The 15,100-nt window shown below is 60.4% G+C and carries 12 protein-coding genes; 2 read left to right on the forward strand and 10 right to left on the reverse strand.

Annotated elements, in window-relative coordinates:
- Nucleotides 1-16: 16 nt before the first annotated feature.
- The gene (locus TSA66_RS07680) at nt 17-2,284 is read left to right on the forward strand and encodes a RelA/SpoT family protein (RefSeq protein ID WP_040039618.1); all 2,268 of its coding nucleotides are present in this window, start codon (nt 17-19) and stop codon (nt 2,282-2,284) included.
- Nucleotides 2,285-2,323: 39 nt separating this feature from the next.
- Here TSA66_RS07680 and TSA66_RS07685 read toward each other — a convergent pair whose 3' ends face one another.
- The 9 genes from TSA66_RS07685 to TSA66_RS07725 form a co-directional block, all read right to left on the reverse strand.
- On the reverse strand, nt 2,324-3,673 hold the full coding sequence (locus TSA66_RS07685) for a DUF3422 family protein (RefSeq protein ID WP_040039619.1): 1,350 nt from the start codon (nt 3,671-3,673) through the stop codon (nt 2,324-2,326).
- Nucleotides 3,674-3,826: 153 nt separating this feature from the next.
- A complete protein-coding gene (gene greB / locus TSA66_RS07690) occupies nt 3,827-4,378 on the reverse strand; it encodes a transcription elongation factor GreB (protein WP_040039620.1) in 552 nt (183 codons plus the stop codon).
- A 52-nt stretch (nt 4,379-4,430) separates the two neighbouring features.
- Nucleotides 4,431-5,720: an EAL and HDOD domain-containing protein gene (locus TSA66_RS07695; protein ID WP_040039621.1), complete on the reverse strand. Its 1,290-nt coding sequence runs from the start codon at nt 5,718-5,720 to the stop codon at nt 4,431-4,433.
- A gap of 266 nt (nt 5,721-5,986) precedes the next feature.
- The gene (locus TSA66_RS07700; RefSeq protein ID WP_040039622.1) at nt 5,987-6,904 is read right to left on the reverse strand and encodes a 23S rRNA (adenine(2030)-N(6))-methyltransferase RlmJ; all 918 of its coding nucleotides are present in this window, start codon (nt 6,902-6,904) and stop codon (nt 5,987-5,989) included.
- Nucleotides 6,905-7,024: 120 nt separating this feature from the next.
- Nucleotides 7,025-8,341, reverse strand: coding sequence for an isocitrate lyase (gene aceA, locus TSA66_RS07705; RefSeq protein ID WP_040039623.1), 1,317 nt, complete (start codon nt 8,339-8,341; stop codon nt 7,025-7,027).
- Between the two features lie 366 nt (nt 8,342-8,707).
- Nucleotides 8,708-8,902, reverse strand: a complete 195-nt coding sequence (locus tag TSA66_RS07710; RefSeq protein ID WP_040039624.1) for a YgaP family membrane protein — start codon at nt 8,900-8,902, stop codon at nt 8,708-8,710.
- A 95-nt stretch (nt 8,903-8,997) separates the two neighbouring features.
- Nucleotides 8,998-9,690, reverse strand: coding sequence for a Crp/Fnr family transcriptional regulator (locus tag TSA66_RS07715; RefSeq protein WP_052452176.1), 693 nt, complete (start codon nt 9,688-9,690; stop codon nt 8,998-9,000).
- Between the two features lie 18 nt (nt 9,691-9,708).
- Complete coding sequence (gene rraA, locus TSA66_RS07720; RefSeq protein ID WP_040039625.1) at nt 9,709-10,203, reverse strand: ribonuclease E activity regulator RraA; 495 nt, start codon at nt 10,201-10,203, stop codon at nt 9,709-9,711.
- Nucleotides 10,204-10,301: 98 nt separating this feature from the next.
- The gene (locus TSA66_RS07725; RefSeq protein ID WP_040039626.1) at nt 10,302-11,537 is read right to left on the reverse strand and encodes an MFS transporter; all 1,236 of its coding nucleotides are present in this window, start codon (nt 11,535-11,537) and stop codon (nt 10,302-10,304) included.
- A gap of 112 nt (nt 11,538-11,649) precedes the next feature.
- Between TSA66_RS07725 and TSA66_RS07730 the strand changes: the two genes are divergently transcribed.
- A complete protein-coding gene (locus tag TSA66_RS07730; protein ID WP_040039627.1) occupies nt 11,650-12,441 on the forward strand; it encodes an AraC family transcriptional regulator in 792 nt (263 codons plus the stop codon).
- Nucleotides 12,442-12,503: 62 nt separating this feature from the next.
- On the opposite strand, the gene clpB is transcribed toward TSA66_RS07730, so the two are convergent.
- Complete coding sequence (gene clpB, locus TSA66_RS07735; protein ID WP_040039628.1) at nt 12,504-15,089, reverse strand: ATP-dependent chaperone ClpB; 2,586 nt, start codon at nt 15,087-15,089, stop codon at nt 12,504-12,506.
- Nucleotides 15,090-15,100 lie beyond the last annotated feature (11 nt).

Below are 15,100 nucleotides of genomic sequence, written 5' to 3' on the forward strand. Positions count from 1 at the left end.
CTGATATGCTTACCGTATGAACTTGACACCTGCGGATTCAACGCTATCAGTTGCGCCCAATAACCGGGCGGCATCCGATCGCCCGGCATCACGAAATTCCGATTCCCCTCCGAAGTCCGACCCGAACGGCCAAAGCGCCGGTGTCGCGTCCGTCACACTGCTGATCAACAAGCTGGCCGAATACCTGACGCCTTCCGACATGAAGAAGGTGAAGGAAGCGTATCGCTTCTCCGACGAGATGCACCTGGGGCAGATACGCAAGTCCGGCGAGCCGTACATCTCTCACCCCATCGCTGTTGCTGAAATCTGCGCCGACTGGAAGCTCGATGCGCAAGCGATCATGGCGGCGCTGCTGCATGACGTGATGGAGGATCAGGATGTCACCAAGGATGAATTGATCGAACGCTTCGGCGCACCGGTCGCGGCCCTGGTCGATGGCTTGTCGAAACTGGACAAGATCGAATTCCAGAGCCAGATAGAGGCGCAGGCCGAGAATTTCCGCAAGATGCTGCTGGCGATGGCGCGCGACGTGCGCGTCATCCTGGTCAAACTGGCCGACCGGCTGCACAACATGCGCACGCTGGACTTCATGTCGCCGGAAAAGAAGCGCCGCATTGCGCGCGAGACGATGGAAGTCTACGTGCCGATCGCGCACCGCCTCGGCCTGAACAATATCTACCGAGAGCTGCAGGACCTGTCGTTTTCGCACCTGTATCCGGTACGCTACCGGACCCTGTCAAAAGCGGTGAAAGCCGCGCGCGGCAACCGGCGCGAAGTGGTCAGCAAGATCATGGAATCGGTGAAGACCACGCTGGCCGCCACCGGCATCCAGGCGCAGGTGTACGGCCGCGAAAAGACGCTGTATGGCATTTACCGAAAGATGCGCAACAAGCACCTGTCGTTCTCGCAGGTGCTGGACGTGTACGGTTTCCGCATCGTGGTCGACAGCTTCGCCAACTGTTATGTCGCGTTGGGCACCTTGCATGCGCTGTACAAGCCGATGCCCGGCAAGTTCAAGGACTACATCGCCATTCCGAAAATGAATGGCTACCAGTCGCTGCACACCACGCTGATCGGCCCCTACGGCACGCCGGTCGAGTTCCAGATCCGCACCCAGGAAATGCACCGCGTGGCGGAAGCCGGCGTGGCGGCGCACTGGCTGTACAAGGACGAGGAAGCCGGCCTGACCGACCTGCAACAGCGCACCCACGCCTGGCTGCAGTCGCTGCTCGACATCCAGAAGCAGACCGGCGATTCGGCCGAATTTCTGGAGCATGTGAAGGTCGACCTGTTTCCCGATTCGGTCTACGTGTTCACGCCGAAATCAAAGATTATCGCGCTGCCGCGCGGCGCCACCGTACTCGATTTCGCCTACACCATCCATACCGACATCGGCGACCAGGCGATTGCAGCAAAAATTAACCACGAGCCAGCCGCCTTGCGCAGTGAACTGCGCAACGGCGATATTGTCGAGATCACCACCGCGCCATCTTCGCGTCCAAGCCCGAACTGGCTCACATTCGTCCGTACCGGCAAGGCGCGCTCGGCAATCCGCCATCATCTGCGCACCGTCAATCTGTCGGAATCGACCGAACTCGGCAAGCGGCTGCTGGCACAGGCGCTCAGCGCGCTGCACATCGGCCCGCTTCTGGCCGATCCGCTGGCGGAAAAACTGCTCAATGAGTCCAGCGCGAAGTCGCTCGACGAGCTGTACGCCGACATCGGCGTCGGCAAGCGCATGGCGACCCTGGTGGCGCGGCATATACGGGGCCTGATCGAAAGCGAATCCGGCATGCCGCTGCCGGACGTCGACGCCGATGCGCCCGGCAAGCTCGATCCGGTCACCATCTCTGGCAATGAAGGCGTATCGGTGCAACTTGCGCCCTGCTGCCAGCCGATTCCGGGCGATACGATCATCGGCCAGCTCAAACGCGATCAAGGCATCAGCGTGCATGCGATCGACTGCGATTTTGCAAAGCGCCAGCGCCTGAAGGAACCCGACCGCTGGATCGAGCTGGTATGGGGCGCGGACCTCAACCGCCGCTTCGACTGCCGACTGAAGATCCTGGTGCGTAATGAAAAAGGCGTGCTCGCGCGCGTGGCGGCGGAAATCGGCGAATCCGACGCCAACATCACCTATGTCGGTATGGACGACGACAAAGACACCCTGATGAAGTTGCTGCGCTTTACCGTGCAAGTGGAAGACCGCGTTCACCTGGCCCGCCTGATGCGCAATGTGCGCAAGATACCGGGCGTGACCCGCATCCTGCGCGAGCGCGCCTAGCTGCCCGAACAGCACCTCGCAAGACCGCGCATTCCCGCCCTACGGGTTGTGAATCTGCTTGTGCATTCGGCGCAGGCCGAGCCAGACTCCTGCGGCCACCACCGGCACCAATACGCCAGTCGCCAAATCCGGATTAATTGGCCAGCCGACGGCCTTGGCCGCCTTCCCGGCATAGCCGAACAGGCCAACCATGTAGTACGAAATCGCCGCCACCGACAGCCCTTCGACCGCCTGCTGCAGGCGCAACTGCTGTGCCGCGCGTGCATTCATCGATTGCAGTATCTGGCGGTTCTGCTGCTCCTGCACGATGCCGACGCGGGTGCGCAGCAGGTCATTGGTGTGCGCGATGCGCTCGGCCAGAGCTTCCTGGCGGCGTGCAATCGAGGCACAGGTATTCATCGCCGGCGTCAGGCGCCGATCCATGAATTCGACGACCGTCGGAAAGCCTTCGATGCGCGTCTCGCGCAATTCGTCGATGCGCGCGTCGACCAGCCGGAAGTAGGCTTGCGACGCCGAAAAGCGGTAGCTGTTATCGAGCGCAAGCTTTTCGATGCGCGCCGCCAGGCCGGTAATCGTGTTGAGCAAGGCCTGCTCGCGATCGGTGTCGGCCGCGGATAACGCGTGCGCGTCGGCGATGACGCCATCGACCATTTCCACTGTCAGAGCAGCGAGCTCTCCCTCGATCACATTGAGTATCGGCGTGGCTTGCTGAGCATGCGGCAGGCCAAGCAAGGCCATCATGCGGTAGGTTTCGATCTCCAGCACGCGCTGCACCAGGCGCCCGGACTGCTGTTCGTGCAGGCCGACGTCGCGCACCACGAAGCGGCTGAACCCGTCCGACTGGATCAGAAAATCCGTCCACAGCTCCCCGCCTTCCAGCACGCGGCTGCCGACCAGATTGTTTCCTTCAAAAACGCGCCGCAAGCCCGTAGCGAAAGTATCGCTGGCGCCGCGCGTGCGGTCGAGCACGACATGGGCCGCAACCATGATCTTTCCTTGCAAGCCTGCCAGCCATGCCTGCGGCAGGTGAAACAGCGGAACGCGCTCGAACGCTTCCGCCAACGGCAGATCCGCTTCATGGCGCTGCGCAAAGGTATAGGTCGCAAACTCGGTATGGCATTCCCATTTCAGCCGGAAGCGGCCAAAGTCATGGAAAAAATACTTGGCGTCAGATACCGGCGCAGTGACGCCGAAATGTGCGCACAGCGACGATAGTAGCGCGTGCTGCACGACCGCATTGTTGCCACCGGATTGACCTTGATCGCGGGCGTACACCGCCAGATGGGTAAGGCTTTCCGGCGCATCCAGCCTCAGGTAGGGACGCGAATGCACTTCGGCGGCCAGGGGCACGCGCAAGGCATGGTTCAGTTTCGAATAGACGATCGCCATGGATAAGCCAGTTGTTGAGAAATTCTTTCAATTTAGCAAATTTTGTGCCGAATAGATGACGGTGTGTGGACGTATTAGGCAGCGCCTGCCAAAAAAAGCCCTTGCAACCGCCGGGCTGCAAGGGCATTGCGCTTCATGAATTGGATAACTTATCTATGGCGCCGGATAACGCACTTCCAGTATGGTCAGCTCATCGACCCCGGACGGGGTCCGCAGCACCACGGACTCACCTTCGCGCGCCTTGGTCAGCGCCCGCGCCACCGGGGAAATCCAGCTGATCTTGCCATTGAGCGGATCCAGCTCGTCGATGCCGACAATGGTGATCGTGTGTTCCTCGCCGGCCTGGTTTTCATAGGTGACAGTCGCACCGAAAAAAATCTGGTCGCTGCCATGATGCACACTTGGATCGACCACTTCGGCGATGTCCAGGCGCTTGGTCAGGAAACGGATACGGCGGTCGATCTCGCGCAAGCGGCGCTTGCCGTAGATGTAATCGCCGTTCTCGGAGCGGTCGCCGTTGGATGCAGCCCACGAGACGATCTTCACCACTTCCGGTCGCTCGACATCGATCAAATGCAGCAGCTCCTGCTTCATGCGCTGATGTCCCTGCGGCGTCATGTAGTTTTTCGTTCCGGCGGGGATGGCGGGCAATGCGCCTTCTAGCTCGTCGTCGTCTTCGCTCTCTTTGACAAATGCTTTACTCATAATGCGTCATTGTAGCGCCATGCTGCGCATATCGATGCCAGTCATGACCGTCCTAATTCGCACCATCCGTGACACGGTTGCTCCATTTGTACGCAGCCAGCTGAAGACCATAGAAATCTTCGCTCGACAATCGCAACTTCCTCAGCAACGGTGCAATCGAGGGCTCTGCGTCCCGGACCTGTTCAACCGATTCGGCCAGCGTCAACAGGTCGCCATAGAAGCCCTGCCGAGCCAGCAATGCGTCGCGCACGTCCTTGGCGACTGAAACCTGTTTCAGGATTTCTTGCATTGGCATGCCGAACAAGGCATCCATCAGCGACATGGTCCCGACGGTGAATGCGACGTCGGCGACATGGCGATCGTCCGGACAAATTTTCGCAGCGATCAGTTCCAGCAGGCGCCCGCGGGTACTCGCCAGAATCAGCAGCGGTGACGCGGCATGCACGGTCTTGCCGGGTTCGGCATACAAGAGAATCTGCAGCCAGCAGTATAGTTGGCGCTTGCCGAGCACGGCCAGAGCCTGCCCGATGGAATCGATACGCTGCGCCGCGCCCGATGACGGCATATTGGCCATGCGCAGCAATGGCAAGGCCAGCGCCGCGTCCTGCTTGATGCTGTGCTCCAGCTCGGAGCTGTCCGCGTTCTCCGTGATTTGCGCCATCAGGCGGACGATGGTCATCTGCGACGGCGACAGCTTTTTTCCGGATAAAACAAACGGCTTCGCAAAATAGTAGCCTTGAAAATATGCGAAGCCGAGCTCAAGGCATTGTCGAAACTGCCCCAGGTTTTCCACCTTCTCGGCCAGCAGTTTTTTTCCTGCATGGATGAAGCGGGTACTCAAATTGCGCAACTCCGCCTCCCCCATGCCGCAGATGTCGATCTTGATGACCTGAACAAGGGGCAACAGCCGCCGCACGCTGTCGGTTTCAGCCACCACGTCGTCGAGTGCGAACACATAACCCGCCTTCGACAGCTCTGCGATGCGCGTGACGACGTCATCGGTGGCCTCGACGGTTTCCAGCACTTCGAGTACGACCTTATCCTTGGGCAGGAAGTGGATGAAATCGCTACTGAGCACTGCTGCATCGACATTGATGAAGCCGCGCAGCGTGCCAACCACGTTATGAAGTCCGAGTTCCGATGCATGCGCAATGACGGACGCCGTCGCATAGACGTCGTCCGTGACGTTCGCCGGCCCATCGGTTCCGGTTCGAAACAGCAATTCGTATGCAACGAGATTTTGATTACGGTCCAGGACGGGCTGGCGCGCAAGAAAGAATTCCTTGGCGCGCTGCAAGGGCAACGGTGCTTGCGGAAAAGAGTGGAGAACCAGGTCATTCATTGATGAAGTGGTGCTCCTCTTGGCCGGCTGTGCGCAGCGCGCGAGGTCGACAGCAGAATTGCATCGATGCGGCGTGGCATGGGCTATTTTTGCGGTATGTATTTTCTATCGATAGAAGCCGATTTTTTCATGTCGGCGGTCGAACCTGAACCTCATCGATCCAGGAAAACAGGCAGTGCCGCTTCGTGCCGGCATGGCCTGCCCACCTGTCATGCAATTAACGTACCTTGCCCGGATAAGCCATTTCCATCGGCGCGCCTCGTCGTTCAGGTGCGACGCGTGCCGGTATGCGGTATCACGGTTTCGCCGGTTTCCAAAGTAAAACCAGCCTTGTCGTCCGTACCGAGCGCCGCCACCAGATAAGGCATCAATTCGCGCAGCATCGGCTCCAATGTCCAGGGCGGATTGATGATGAACATGCCGCTGCTGCGCAAGCCGAATCCGTCGGGCGCCGGGCCGCTTACCGACAGCGTCACGTTCAGCCAACCATTGCCCGGCAGGCGCTTGAGCCGGTCCGGCAACTGGCGCGATTCCATACGTTGCAACACCGGATACCACACCGCGTAGGTGCCGGTGGCAAAGCGTTTCAATGCGTCGTCGAGCGTATCCTTCACCTTGCGGTAATCGTCCTTGACTTCGTAAGGCGGGTCGATCAGCACCAGCCCCCGCCTTGATGGCGGCGGCAACAGGGCTTTCAAGCCGGCGAAGCCGTCGCCCTTCTGGATCATCACGCGCTTGCCACGCACGCTGGAGCGTTGCCCCTGAGCGGCGGCATGCGCTTCCAACTTGCGGAAATTATCTTCCAGGATCTTGCTATCGCTGGGATGCAACTCGAAAAGCCGGATGCGGTCCTGTTCTCGTAATACTTTTTCGGCGCAATAGGGAGAGCCCGGGTAATAGCGCATTTTTCCGCTCGGGTTCATCTCCTTTACCAGCTGCAGATATTCGCCCAGCGCCGGGGGCAAATCCTTGCGTTCCCACAGCTTGGCAATGCCGGATTCAAATTCGGCACTCTTGGCTGCATAGCCGGTATCCAATTCATAAACACCGGCGCCGGCATGGGTATCGACGTACATGTACGCCGCATCTTTTTGGCCGAGATAGCGCAACAACTGGATCAGAACGGTGTGTTTGAGCACGTCGGCATGATTGCCTGCGTGGAAGGCGTGGCGGTAGCTCAGCATAGGGATTGACGAATAAGGCGGGGGAATGGAGAGGCGCCATTGTAACAAGCAGACGCAGTCGCAAATAAAAATAAAAAAACCGCACCCTGAGGTGCGGTTTTTCTGCCGAGCCGGCGAAGATCAGTGGAACTGCTCTTCTTCGGTCGAACCGGTCAGTGCCTTCACGGAAGACGAACCGCCTTGGATCACGGTGGTCACGTCGTCGAAGTAGCCTGCGCCAACTTCCTGCTGGTGCGACACGAAGGTGTAACCCTTTTCGCGTGCTGCGAATTCCGGCTCCTGCACCATGTTCACGTAGTGCTTCATGCCTTCGCCGCGAGCGTATGCGTGCGCGAACTGGAAGGTGTTGAACCAGTTGACATGGATACCGGCCAGCGTGATGAACTGATACTTGTAGCCCAGTTCGGACAGCTTTTCCTGGAATTCGGCGATGGTCTTGTCGTCGAGGTTCTTCTTCCAGTTGAAGGACGGCGAGCAGTTGTAGGACAACAGCTTGCCCGGGCACTTGGCGTGCACGGCTTGCGCGAATTCGCGGGCAAAGCCCAGATCCGGCGTACCGGTTTCGCACCATACCAGGTCAGCGTACGGAGCGTATGCAACGCCACGGCTGATCGCTTGCTCCAGACCGTTCTTGACGCGGTAGAAGCCTTCCTGGGTACGCTCGCCGGTCAGGAACGGCTTGTCGTTGGCGTCGTGATCGGAAGTGATCAGGTTAGCAGCTTCTGCGTCGGTACGAGCCAGAACGATGGTCGACACGCCCATGACGTCAGCAGCGAAACGAGCAGCAACCAGCTTCTCGATTGCTTCTTGCGTCGGAACCAGCACCTTGCCGCCCATGTGGCCGCACTTCTTCACTGCAGCCAGCTGGTCTTCAAAGTGCACGCCCGCTGCGCCTGCAGCGATCATGTTCTTCATCAGTTCGAAAGCGTTCAGCACGCCGCCGAAACCGGCTTCCGCATCAGCGACGATCGGCAGGAAGTAGTCGACGAAGTTGGCGTCGCCCGGGTTGATGCCACGCGACCACTGGATTTCGTCAGCGCGCTTGAAGGTGTTGTTGATACGACGAACCATGGTCGGTACGGAGTCGTATGCGTACAGCGACTGGTCGGGGTACATGGTTTCGGAGGTGTTGCCGTCGGCAGCGACTTGCCAGCCCGACAGATACACGGCTTCCAGGCCAGCTTTGGCTTGCTGCATTGCTTGGCCGGCGGTGATTGCGCCGAAGGCGTTCACATAGCCCTTCTTGGCGCCGCCGTTGACCTTTTCCCACAGCTTTTCAGCGCCGCGCTTGGCGAACGTGTACTCGGGCTGCAGGGAACCGCGCAGACGGACGACGTCTTCAGCGGAGTAGTTGCGCTTGATACCCTTCCAGCGCGGATTCTCAGCCCAGTCTTTTTCGAGTGCCTTAATTTGCTCTTCGCGAGATGCCATGGTCATTCTCCTGTGGTAAAGCGAGTGAAAAGAAAAAAGAAAACTTGATGGGAGAATGATATGCGGTTTTTTGCGAGGCAACAAGGTCTTATATAAGACATATAACCAAAATTAAATCATTCATTTTCAATGACTTATAAAAAGCATTTCGCGATACAAAAACATTTTTCTTACAATGAAACAATTTTGTGATGTATTGCGTCATGTTTTTTCACAATACAAAACGTAATTTTTGGATCGTGAAATTTGCGTTATGTCTTGAGGAAAGTTTGGTTAAGGGCGATTGAGAGGTTGATTGGAATCAATTAATAGCCTTACAACCGCCATTCCCGCTGCCGGCGGGCGCTGATGCGCGCATGCCGGCAGCGAGGCTCAGCGCATCTTGCAGGTCTTGACGCCAAAAATCGCATACAACGGACACCAATTTACCAAGGCCGTCACCAAGGGAACGATGCCGATCAGGGCAATCCATTTCAAGTCGCCCTGGAGGAAGAAAAACAGGCTGAAGAAAACCGCAGCCAGAATCAGCCGGATGGCCTTGTCGACGGTACCGATGTTTGCATTCATGAAACGCTCCTTACGTCAGTGACGGAATTGCTTCAGCATAGGCAAACGCGCAGCCGGCGTCTGTAACCTAGGTCACATAACACGACGGGGACACGTCAACGAGCGACGCTCAGGGTATGCAGCTTGGCGGCATCAATGATGTCAACCCGCCCGCGCCCCAGCGCAAGCATCCCCCGCTGGGCGAAATCATCCAGCAGGCGGCTGATCATTTCGCGCACCGTTCCCAGTTCATCGGCAAGCTGCTGGTGCGTCAGTTTGATCGTACCGCCAGGTCCCGCAGCCGCGGCATTCCCCAGTCCAGCATGCGCCAGCAGCGCCGCCGCCAGGCGAACGTCCAGCCTGAGCGTGACAACCTCCTCGACCAGTTCCATCGTGTTGACGAGCCGGTTGCCCAGCGCGCGAAACATCGCATTCCGGAAGGCGGCGTTGTTCGCAATGCATTCGTTGAACAAGCCGGACGGCATGACAATCAGTCGCGTCGCCTCGCCCGCGATGCCGCTGGCCGGATAATGGCCGCCGCCGAGCAGACAGCCCAGCGAGAGGATACACGGCTCATCCGGGGTCACCCGGTACAGCTCGATGCGGCGACCATTGGCAAGATGCTTGAACACGCGCACCACGCCTGACAGGATGATCGGAAAACCGCCGCAATCGCTGCCCGTGTCGAAAACCTGCGTGCCGGCCGGCAGATCGAGCACCGGCTGAGCGGCCAACAATGCCAGCACCGACGGCGAAAGCCCCGCCAGCAGCGGCTGCGACGTATCCAGCAAAGAAGCAGCGGTCACCATGTAGACACGCGCCGTGGGTCAGGCCAGCGGCTGGGATGCCACCAGCACGCCGTCGGCATCGGCATAGATCCAGTCGCCCGGGTTGATCGCAACGCCTGCAATCGATACGCGCAAATCGCGGTCGCCCACGCCCTTGCGCACGCTGCGCTGGGGATGGGTGGCGAGCGCGCGCACGCCGATGTTGCAGGTGTTGATTTCTTCCGAATCACGGATGCAGCCGTTGACGATGATGCCGGCCCAGCCGTTTTTCTCGGCCAGCACGCCCAGGTTGCCCCCCACCAGCGCGCATTGCAGGCTGCCACCGCCATCGACGACCAGCACCCGGCCGTTACCCGGCGTTTCGAGCGCCTGTCGTACCAGTACATTGTCTTCGAACACCTTGAGCGTGGCTGCCTGGCCGGAAAACTTCACCAACTTGCCGAACTTCTGGAATACGGGCGGCACCACGGCCAGCGCGCCGGTCGCCAGTTTGTCCTCATTCGCATCGCAAATATCGCAGGTCGCAAAACTCATCCGCTTCTCCTTGGGTCAAAAAGCAGCATTGTAAGCGAGCTCGCAGACAAAAAAGCCGCCGGCGGTGCGCGGCGGCTGTTCGCGACCTGCAGGCATGGCTATGCAGCCGCCCGCGTCCCGGACGCTCGTGCCGTGTTCACGCCGACGCTGACGGCGGTGAAGATCGCCAGCGACTGGAACAGGCCGATGCAGATAAACACCCAGGATGGATGACTTGCATCCATCAATGCACCAAACAACACCGGCGCTCCCGCCAGGCCGATGTCGAGCCCGGAATACACGACGCCGTACACGCGGCCGGTCGCATTCTTGGGCGCGGCGGCGCGAATCAGCAAGTCGCGCGACGGTCCCGCGATGCCGGCGCCGAAGCCAATGACGCCCATGAGCACGATCGCCAGCAGCGACGGCACGATGCCGGCGGCGATGACGAGCGAGACAAGGCCCGAACCGGTAAATGCCATCGCGATGGTGCGCTCGTGGCGCGAGGTGCGCGATGCCATGAAGCCGCCCACCACCATCCCGGCGGCCGACGCCAGCATGTAGGCGGTGTAGCCGGCAGTGGCCGAGGCCAGCGACATGCCGTACAGCGCGCGCAGGCTGGACGACGAAAAACTCTGGATGCCGCCCAGCGCCATGGCGGTGATGAAGAAGAATGCAAAGCACATCCATACCGCCGGCAAACGCATGAAGTCGAGCGCATGTCCGCCTGCGGCGCTCTTGCCTGCGGCCGCGACGGCCGTTCTTGCCTCATCCGTATGCAGCAAGTCGCGATACGCAAACAGGATCGCCAAGGTTGCGAACGGAATGCATGCGGCGGCAGCCAGCGCGGTACGCCACGTCGACAGCGCCGCAATCGTGGTCAGGAAGACCGGCGCCGCCGCCCAGCCGAGATTGCCGGAAATACCGTGCACCGAAAAGGCATGACCGAGGCGCTGCGTGGACACACGCTTGTTGAGCAAGGTGAAGTCCGCCGGATGAAACACGCTATTGCCGAGCCCGGCCAGCATGGAGCCTGCCAGCAGCAGCACATAGCTGTGCGCCTGCGACAGCAGTAGCGCCGACAAGCCGAGCAGTCCGATGCCCGAAAACAGCACCGCACGCGCGCCAACCCGATCGACGACGAAGCCGGCCAGCGCCTGCCCGACGCCGGACACGATGAAGAATACCGTCATCAGCAAGCCCAGTTCCGCATACGACAGGCTGAATGCCTCCTTCAGCCACGGGAAAAGCGGCGCCAGGATCAAGTGAAAGAAATGCGATACGCCGTGGGCGACGCCCACCAGGCCGATCACCTGCGCATCGCGACGCAGGGAAGGAATTGCTGCTGCACTCATTGCCGCCTCGTTGAATAGTCGATGCAAAGAGTGTAAGCAAAAACATTTCGTCTGTTTTAAGATAAAAAGACAATCTTTATCGAGAAAACGACAGCGCTCTGCAGCACTTCCCATGGCCATTCAACCCGTCACCCATACCCGCCTGCATTTGCCGGGCACCGCGCCGACTGCCGAGCGCCCCGTGCGCCTGGTGGCGCGCGACCTCGACGCCGCCGAATTGCTGGCCGCGCATCGTCATGCCTGGGGACAGGTCACCTATGCACTGGACGGCGTGGTGCGCGTCACCGTCGGCAATACCAGCTGGATCGTGCCGCCGCAGCGCGCCATCTGGATTCCCGCCCAGGCGCAACACGAGGTCGTCACGCTGGAAAAGGCGCGCCTGCGCGCCTTGTACGTGCAGGCCGGCGCCGCTCCGTTCCAGGGCGAACAATGCGAAGTGCTGGACGTGACACCCCTGCTGCGCGAGCTGGTGGTCGCGCTGTCGCAGGCGGATGCGGGAGCGCCCCGCGAGGCGATGCTGTCGGCGCTGATTCTCGATGAACTGGCCCGCTCGGCCACCCTGCCGATCTGCGTGGCCCTGCCCGAGGACAAGCGTCTGCGGTCCTTATGCGAAATGCTGATCGCCAAGCCGGCCTCGCCGCTCACCCTGGAAGACTGGGCCGGACGCGTGGGAGCGTCCGGCCGCACGCTGGCGCGCCTGTTCGAGCGCGAGCTCGGCATGAGTTTCAGTCAGTGGCGCCAGCAGGTGCGGCTGGCGCATGCCGCGCCCCTGATCGCACGAGGCATGCCGCTGTCGCGCGTGGCTGCCGAGCTCGGCTATGCCAGTCAGTCGGCGTTTTCGGCGATGTTCAAGAAAACCTTCGGGCAATCGCCGACCGCGTTTTTCGCGCGCGTAGAAAGCTAAAACCAAAAGGAAAAGGCCACTCACCGTGGCCTTTTCCCTTGCTGCGGCAAATCAGGCCGCACCTAGTGCGCCACCTTCTCGAACGCCAGCCCGCCATTATTCGGCGTGACCGAAACCGTGTCCTTCGGACCGAAACGGCCCTCCAGAATCAGTTTCGACAGCGGATTCTCGATCTCCTGCTGGATCGCCCGCTTCAATGGCCGCGCGCCGTACACCGGGTCGAAACCGGCTTCCGCAATCTTCTGCAGCGCGGCAGCCGACACGTCCAGCCGGATATCCATCTTGGCCAGCCGCTGCTCCAGCACCTGCAGCTGGATACGGGCGATGGCGCCGATGTTCCTCTCGTCGAGCGCATGGAATACCACGATCTCGTCGATGCGGTTGATGAACTCCGGGCGGAAATGCGATTTCACCTCGGCCATCACCGCCAGCTTCACCAGCGCCGGATCGCTCTCGTCCATCGACTGGATCTTGTGCGAACCGAGGTTGGAGGTCATCACGATCACGGTGTTTTTGAAATCCACCGTACGCCCCTGGCCGTCGGTCATGCGGCCGTCGTCCAGCACCTGCAGCAGCACGTTGAACACGTCCGGATGCGCCTTCTCGATCTCGTCGAGCAGAATCACGCAATACGGCTTGCGCCGCACCGCTTCGGTCAGGTAGCCGCCTTCTTCATAGCCGACATAGCCGGGAGGCGCGCCGATCAGCCGCGCGACCGAATGCTTCTCCATGAACTCGCTCATGTCGAGCCGGATCAGCGCTTCCTCGGTATCGAACAGGAACGATGCCAGCGCCTTGCACAGCTCGGTCTTGCCCACGCCGGTCGGCCCGAGGAACATGAACGAGCCGTACGGGCGGTTCGGATCGGCCAGGCCGGCGCGCGAACGGCGGATCGCATCCGACACCGCGACGATGGCTTCGTGCTGGCCGACCACGCGCTTGTGCAATTCGTCTTCCATGTGCAGCAACTTGTCGCGCTCGCCTTGCATCATTTTCGATACCGGGATGCCGGTAGCGCGCGACACCACCTCGGCGATTTCTTCCGCGCCGACCTGGGTGCGCAGCAGCTTGCGCTCGGCCTTCTTGTCTTCGCCGATATCAGCCTGCTTCAGCTGGGCTTCCAGTTGCGGCATCCGGCCGTACTGCAGCTCGGACATCTTTTGCCAGTCGCCCTTGCGCTTGGCTTCTTCCATCTGCAGCTTGATCTTTTCGATTTCTTCCTTGATGTGCTGGGTGCCCTGCACCGCGCCCTTTTCCGCCTTCCACACCTCTTCCAGGTCGGCATACTCGCGCTCGAGCTTGTGGATTTCCTCCTCGATCAGCCCGAGGCGCTTCTGCGAAGCCTCGTCGGTTTCCTTCTTCACGGCTTCGCGCTCGATCTTCAGCTGGATCAGGCGGCGGTCGAGCTTGTCCATAACCTCCGGCTTGGAATCGATTTCGATCTTGATCTTCGATGCGGCTTCGTCGATCAGGTCGATTGCCTTGTCGGGAAGGAAGCGATCGGTGATATAGCGATGCGACAGCTCGGCGGCGGCAACGATGGCCGGGTCGGTAATCTCGACGCCATGATGCACTTCGTACTTTTCCTGCAGGCCGCGCAGGATGGCGATGGTCGATTCCACGCTCGGCTCGTCGACCAGGATCTTCTGGAAGCGGCGTTCCAGCGCGGCATCCTTTTCCACGTACTTGCGGTATTCATCAAGCGTGGTTGCGCCGATGCAGTGCAGCTCGCCGCGCGCCAAGGCGGGCTTGAGCATGTTGCCGGCGTCGATTGCGCCCTCCGCCTTGCCGGCGCCGACCATGGTATGCAATTCATCGATGAAGACGATGGTCTGGCCTTCATCCTGCGCGATTTCCTTCAGAACCGCTTTCAGGCGTTCCTCGAATTCACCGCGATACTTTGCACCGGCCAGCAGCGCGGCCATATCGAGTGACAGTACGCGCTTGGATTTCAGGCTTTCCGGCACTTCGCCGTTGACGATGCGCTGCGCAAGCCCTTCGACGATCGCGGTCTTGCCGACGCCCGGCTCGCCGATCAGCACCGGGTTGTTCTTGGAACGGCGCTGCAAGACCTGGATCGCGCGGCGGATTTCGTCGTCGCGGCCAATTACCGGATCAAGCTTGCCGGAGCGGGCGCGCTCGGTCAGGTCCAGCGTGAATTTTTTCAGCGCTTCGCGTTGCCCTTCCGCATCCTGAGACGACACGTTGCCGCCGCCGCGCACCGCGTCGATGGCGGCTTCCAGCGACTTGCGCGTCAATCCGCTATCGCGTGCCAGGCGGCCGGCATCGGACCTGTCGTCGGTCAGGGCGAGCAAAATCATTTCGCTGGCGATGAACTGGTCGCCGCGCTTCTGCGCTTCCTTGTCGGCCAGGTTCAGCAAGGCCACGGACTCGCGCCCGATCTGCACTTCTCCGCCGGTGCCCTCCACCTTCGGCAAGCGCTCCAGCGCATGTTTCAGCGCGTTCTGCATGCCGCCAACGTTGACGCCGGCGCGTTGCAACAGCGAACGCGCGCCGCCGTCGTCCTGGTTCAAAAGCGCAGTCAGAATGTGCACCGGCTCGATGTACTGGTTGTCGTTGCCGACCGCCAGACTTTGAGCATCGGACAGAGCCTCCTGCAATTTGGTAGTCAATTTGTCGAGACGCATGGATGTAATCT

Origin of the sequence: Noviherbaspirillum autotrophicum (assembly GCF_000818395.1) — a bacterium.
In the GTDB taxonomy this organism is placed as follows: Bacteria; Pseudomonadota; Gammaproteobacteria; order Burkholderiales; family Burkholderiaceae_D; genus Noviherbaspirillum; species Noviherbaspirillum autotrophicum.

Bases quoted from the DNA above. Each gene is read 5' to 3' on its own strand.
- rraA (WP_040039625.1), bottom strand. From the start codon at position 10,203: ATGAGTTTTGCGACCTGCGATATTTGCGATGCGAATGAGGACAAACTG.
- TSA66_RS07710 (WP_040039624.1), bottom strand. From the start codon at position 8,902: ATGAATGCAAACATCGGTACCGTCGACAAGGCCATCCGGCTGATTCTG.
- greB (WP_040039620.1), bottom strand. From the start codon at position 4,378: ATGAGTAAAGCATTTGTCAAAGAGAGCGAAGACGACGACGAGCTAGAA.
- TSA66_RS07730 (WP_040039627.1), top strand. From the start codon at position 11,650: ATGGCCATTCAACCCGTCACCCATACCCGCCTGCATTTGCCGGGCACC.
- TSA66_RS07700 (WP_040039622.1), bottom strand. From the start codon at position 6,904: ATGCTGAGCTACCGCCACGCCTTCCACGCAGGCAATCATGCCGACGTG.
- TSA66_RS07725 (WP_040039626.1), bottom strand. From the start codon at position 11,537: ATGAGTGCAGCAGCAATTCCTTCCCTGCGTCGCGATGCGCAGGTGATC.
- TSA66_RS07695 (WP_040039621.1), bottom strand. From the start codon at position 5,720: ATGAATGACCTGGTTCTCCACTCTTTTCCGCAAGCACCGTTGCCCTTG.
- TSA66_RS07685 (WP_040039619.1), bottom strand. From the start codon at position 3,673: ATGGCGATCGTCTATTCGAAACTGAACCATGCCTTGCGCGTGCCCCTG.
- TSA66_RS07715 (WP_052452176.1), bottom strand. From the start codon at position 9,690: ATGGTGACCGCTGCTTCTTTGCTGGATACGTCGCAGCCGCTGCTGGCG.
- clpB (WP_040039628.1), bottom strand. From the start codon at position 15,089: ATGCGTCTCGACAAATTGACTACCAAATTGCAGGAGGCTCTGTCCGAT.
- aceA (WP_040039623.1), bottom strand. From the start codon at position 8,341: ATGACCATGGCATCTCGCGAAGAGCAAATTAAGGCACTCGAAAAAGAC.
- TSA66_RS07680 (WP_040039618.1), top strand. From the start codon at position 17: ATGAACTTGACACCTGCGGATTCAACGCTATCAGTTGCGCCCAATAAC.